The 4,842-nt window shown below is 71.9% G+C and carries 4 protein-coding genes; 1 reads left to right on the forward strand and 3 read right to left on the reverse strand.

Annotated features, from left to right (window positions below; translation table 11 throughout):
• Positions 1-49: 49 nt before the first annotated feature.
• Both ABZU52_RS31890 and pknB read right to left on the reverse strand, forming a co-directional pair.
• The gene (locus ABZU52_RS31890; protein ID WP_354974631.1) at positions 50-955 is read right to left on the reverse strand and encodes a deoxyribonuclease IV; all 906 of its coding nucleotides are present in this window, start codon (positions 953-955) and stop codon (positions 50-52) included.
• Positions 955-2,943, reverse strand: coding sequence for a Stk1 family PASTA domain-containing Ser/Thr kinase (gene pknB / locus ABZU52_RS31895; protein ID WP_354974632.1), 1,989 nt, complete (start codon positions 2,941-2,943; stop codon positions 955-957). Before pknB ends, ABZU52_RS31890 begins: the two co-directional genes overlap by 1 nt.
• Before the next feature lie 188 nt (positions 2,944-3,131).
• On the opposite strand from pknB, the gene ABZU52_RS31900 reads away from it, so the two are divergent.
• The gene (locus ABZU52_RS31900) at positions 3,132-3,521 is read left to right on the forward strand and encodes an Rv2175c family DNA-binding protein (protein ID WP_334499306.1); all 390 of its coding nucleotides are present in this window, start codon (positions 3,132-3,134) and stop codon (positions 3,519-3,521) included.
• A gap of 133 nt (positions 3,522-3,654) precedes the next feature.
• On the opposite strand, the gene ABZU52_RS31905 is transcribed toward ABZU52_RS31900, so the two are convergent.
• Positions 3,655-4,737: a polyprenyl synthetase family protein gene (locus ABZU52_RS31905; protein ID WP_354974633.1), complete on the reverse strand. Its 1,083-nt coding sequence runs from the start codon at positions 4,735-4,737 to the stop codon at positions 3,655-3,657.
• Positions 4,738-4,842 lie beyond the last annotated feature (105 nt).

The following is a 4,842-nucleotide window of genomic DNA, read 5'->3' on the forward strand; positions in this document are numbered from 1 at the left end:
ATGAAGTTATTGCCGCTCGGATCGGCGTGTCATGGCAATAACTTCATGATCACCGAGGCGAGTCGGGGACGCCGGGGGAGTGGGTAGGGGGGTGGGACAGGCGGGTCAGGGTTGTGATGTCGGCGGCATGGCCCAGCTGCTTCTCGCTGGGGGTCTCCACGACTATCGGGACGCCAGCGGTTGCCGGATGGGCCATCAACTCGGCGAAGGCGGGCTCGCCGATGGTGCCCTTGCCGATGTTCTCGTGCCGGTCCCGGGTGGAGCCGCACAGATCCTTCGAGTCGTTGGCGTGAACCAGCCGCAGCCGGTCCGCACCGACCGTGGCCACCAGGGTGTCCAGGGTCGCCGTCATGCCGCCCTCGGCCGCCAGGTCGTGGCCGGCCGCCCAGGCATGGCAGGTGTCGAAGCAGACCCCGAGCATGGGATGCCGGTCCACCGCGTCCAGGTAGGGCCCGAGCTGCTCCACCCGGGAGGCGAGTGACCGGCCTCCGCCCGCGCTCGGCTCGACCAGCAACATCGGCCCACCAGCCTCGGCGGCCCAGTCGAGCAGCGGCAGCAACTCCTCGCGAACCTGTCGCATCGCCGGCTCGGCGTGCCCCTCGTCCACCGAACTGCCCGCGTGGAACACCACCGCCCGCGCGCCGATCGCCACGCCCCGACGCAGCGCGTGCGCCAGCGTCTGGGCCGACTTCTCGACCGTGGCCGGGGTGGGCGAGCCGAGGTTGACCAGCAGCGAGGCGTGGATGAACGCGGGAATGCCCCGCTCGGCGCAACCATCGCGGAACAGCGCGTCCTGCACCGGGTCGCCGTTGGGCAGCGCCCAGCCGCGCGAGTTGGAGACGTAGACCTGCACCACCTGCGCACCGGTCGCGTCGGCGTACGGCAGGGCAGCCTTCGCCAGCCCACCCGAGGTCGGAGTGTGCGCGCCCACCGGCCGCGCGGAGATCGCCGGCATCAGAAGCACGTGATGACGACCGGGGTGCCCGGCGGCACCTGTGAATTCTCGCCCGGGACCTGGATCCGGGCCACCGCGTTCGGGTTGACCGCAACCGTCGTCGGCAAGCCCTGGCTCTCCAGCACCTGCTTGGCCTGTGGGCAGGGCAGGTCGATCACCCGGGGCACGACGACCAGCGGCGGGCCCTTGCTGACGTCCAGCTTGACCTGGGTGCCCTTCTCCACGCCGGCGCCATCGGCCGGGCTCTGGCCGAGGATCTCGTCCTTCGGCTTGTCGGAGTCCTTGTAGTTCTCCACCAGCACCAGTTCGAGCTTGGCCAGCGCCGCCCGGGCATCGGTCAGGCTCTTACCGACCAGGTTCGGCACCGTCACCGGCGCCCTGCCCCGACTCAGAATGAGCGTGACCTTCGTCCCGGGTTTGACCTCGGTGTTCACCTTGGGGGAGGTGTCCACCACCACCCCGGCTGGCAAGCTGTCGTCGTAGCGGGCCGTGCCCTTGGCCACCACCAGCTTCACGTTGACCAGGTCCGCCTCGGCGAGCTCGAACTCCTTGCCGATCACGTCCGGTACGGGGAAACGCTCCGGGCCGAGGGAGAGGGTCAGGGTGATCGTCCCACCCTTGACGATCTTGGCAGCGGATGCCGGGCTCTGCCCCAGCACGCTGTCCTTCGGGGCTTTCTCGTCGAAGCGCGGCTCGGCGTACCTGAGGACGAGCCCGGCGCGGTCGGCCCGCGCCTGCGCCTCGGCCTTGCTCAGGCTCACCAGATGCGGAGCGTCCGTGTAGCGGCCGACGCCGAACCACCAACCCCCGATCGCGGCCACCAGGCCCAACGTCACCACCACGGCCGCGACGGCCAGCCGGCCACGGGGGGTGCTCAGCACCGTGCCGCGCAGCGCGGCAAGCCGGGCGCCCAAGCCCTCCGCCGGCTCCGGGGCGGCCCGACGCCGTCCCGGCCCCTGGCTGCTGGCGCCCTCGGGCAGTCGTGCCCACGACGGACGGTTGGGCGGCTGGACCGTGGCGACCATCATGGTCGGCTGGGCGAGCGACGGCGCGTCGCTGATCGGGCGGAGTACGGCGGTGTGGCTGTTGCCGTCGCCCAGACGATCCCGGGCGACCTGCACCTCGGCCAACAACGCGCCAGCGTCCGCTGGTCGCGCGCCAGGATCACGCCGGGTGGCCCGCTGCACCAGGTCGTCGAGGACCGACGGCAGGCCCGGCACCAGCGTCGAGGGCGCCGGCACGTCACGGTCGACGTGCTGCCAGGCGACGTCCACCGGGCGGTCCCCGTCGTACGGCACCCGGCCGGTGAGCATCTCGAACAGCACGATGCCGGCCGAGTAGACGTCGGTGCGCGGATCGGCGCGGCCCTCGGTGACCAACTCCGGGGCGACGTACGCCACGGTGGCCATCAGCTGGTTGCCCTGCTCCTCGTCGGCGCTCGCCTCGACCGCCCGGGCCAGCCCGAAGTCGGCCACCTTCACGACGCTGTCGACCAGGTTGGCGACGCCACCGGTTGGCGCCTCCGCGACCAGCACGTTCTCCGGCTTGACGTCACGGTGCACGAGACCGGCCCGGTGCGCGGCGGCGATCGCGGCGAGCATCTGCTCGGCGATGGCCAGCGTCTCGTCCGGGTTGAGCCGGCGTCGCTCGGCCAGCACGTCGCGCAGCGTGCGGCCCCGGACGTACTCCATTACCAGGTACGGCAGACCGGCGTGGGTGCCCTGGTCGTAGACCGCCACCACGTTCGGGTGGGTCAGCCGGGCGATGGTCTTCGCCTCGTCGGTGAACCGGGCCACGAAGTTGGCGATCCGAGCCCGTGCCTCGCTCGCCTGGGTCGGGTGAATGATCTTTACAGCGACGGTGCGCTCGAGGCGCTCGTCGGTTGCGGTGTACACGGTCGCCATGCCACCACGGGCCACGCGACCGCGAATGCGGTAGCGCCCGTCGATCAGCGAGCCCAGCAACGTGTCGGCGACCTGAGTGTCCATCGGCAGGCAGTCTATGTGTCCAGGGGGTGAAGGATGAACAGGATGCTACAGCCGTACACCGAACTGGCCCCTCCCGCCGCGTTCGCCGCCCCTCATCCGCTGGTCAGCGGCGACCGAGCGGGTGCGCGCCGATGGTTCGCCCGGGGTGCCGGTGGCTCGTCGCGGCGGCGGCGTGGCAGGGTGGTCGGGTGACCGAACCCGTACCCGACCAGGCCGCGCCCGGCCTGGAGCTCGCCGGACCCACCGACCCGGCCGGCTGGTTGACCCTGCCCGACGTCGCCGAACGCCTCGACGTGTCGATCAGCAAGGTGCACCAGATGATCCGTGACCGGGAGTTGCTGGCCGTCCGCCGCGACGGCGTCCGCCGGATCCCAGCGGACCTGGTTGCCAACCAGACCGTGCTCAAGCACCTGCCCGGCGTGCTCAACCTGCTCGCCGACAACGGCTACGACGACGAGGCCGCCCTGCGGTGGCTCTACGAGCCGGACGACACCCTGCCCGGTGCCACCCCGGCCGCCGCCCTCTCCGGCGATCAGGCCCGCGAGGTGAAACGCCGAGCCCAAGCCCAAGGCTTCTAACCCGAACCCCTCCGCTCCCCCTGGCCCGCTCCAGTCCCCGTTGATCATGAAGTTGTTGCCAGCCTGCCCGGCGTGTCGTGGCAATAACTTCATGATCAACACCGGGGGGTGGGGGAGGGGGTGGGGTGGGGGGTTAGTCGGCTCGGCGGGTTGCGGCTATGGCCAGGTCGACCAGGGCTTGGCGGGCCTCGGTGTCGAGGTCGACGGCGGTCAGTGCGGCCAGGGCGGTGTCGGTGAGGGTGACGATCCGCTGTTCGGTACGGGCCAGCGCCCCGCTGCCCGCGATCACCTCGCGGAGCCGGGCCACCCCCTGCTCGTCCAGCTCCGGGTCGCCGAGCCGGCTGAGCAGCAGCTCGCGGCCGGCGTCGTCGGTGGTCTCCACGGCCGCCGCCACCAGGTAGGTGCGCTTACCTTCGCGCAGGTCGTCCCCGGCCGGCTTGCCGGTCAGCCCCGGGTCGCCGAAGACCCCCAGCACGTCGTCACGGAGCTGGAACGCCTCGCCCAGCGGCAGCCCGTACGCGGAGTAGGCCGTCCGTACGTCCTCCGGCGCGTCGGCCAGCGCGGCACCGAGCAGCATCGGACGCTCGACGGTGTACTTCGCGGACTTGTACCGGGCGACCTTGCTGGCCCGTTCCACCGAGGTGTCCCCGGTGACCTGCGTCAGCACGTCGAGGTACTGCCCGACGGTGACCTCGGTGCGCATCTCGTCGAAGACCGGCCGGGCCCGGGCCAACGACAACAGGTCCAGGCCGGAGGAGTGCAGCAGCTCGTCGGACCAGACCAGACAGAGGTCACCGAGCAGGATGGCCGCGGCGTCGCCGAAACCGTCCGGGTCGCCGCCCCAGCCGGCCTCCCGGTGCCGGGTGGCGAACCGTCGGTGTACCGCGGGCTCGCCGCGACGGGTGTCGGAACGATCCATCAGGTCGTCGTGAATCAGCGCGCTGGCCTGGACGAACTCCAGCGCGGCCAGGGCGGTGAGCACCTGGTCGCCGTCCACCCCGCCGGCTCCCCGGAACCCCCAGTACGCGAATGCTGGACGCAGCCGCTTGCCGCCACCGAGCACGAACGCCTCGATCGCCTCGGCCACCGGACCCAGTGCGTCGTCCACGGCGGCGAGTCGGACCCGCTGGCCGGCCAGGAACTCGGTGAGAGCCTTGTCGACCCGCTGCCGGAGGCCGGCGCGGTCGACGGGGGAGACGGGAGCAGCGTCGGTCACGCCCCGACGCTAGCCGGTCGTCCTGGCTCGTGCTCCACCGCCACGCGTGGTCCCGCCGGTGCGCCCGGGACCCGTTCGCCCCGCCGGTCGCGCGCCGGTCACGGC

Origin of the sequence: Micromonospora sp. NPDC005220, assembly GCF_040607895.1 — a bacterium.
Taxonomy (GTDB): domain Bacteria; phylum Actinomycetota; class Actinomycetes; order Mycobacteriales; family Micromonosporaceae; genus Micromonospora.

Excerpts from the sequence above, each read along its gene's own strand:
- ABZU52_RS31890 (WP_354974631.1), bottom strand. The coding sequence starts at position 955 with ATGCCGGCGATCTCCGCGCGGCCGGTGGGCGCGCACACTCCGACCTCG.
- pknB (WP_354974632.1), bottom strand. The coding sequence starts at position 2,943 with ATGGACACTCAGGTCGCCGACACGTTGCTGGGCTCGCTGATCGACGGG.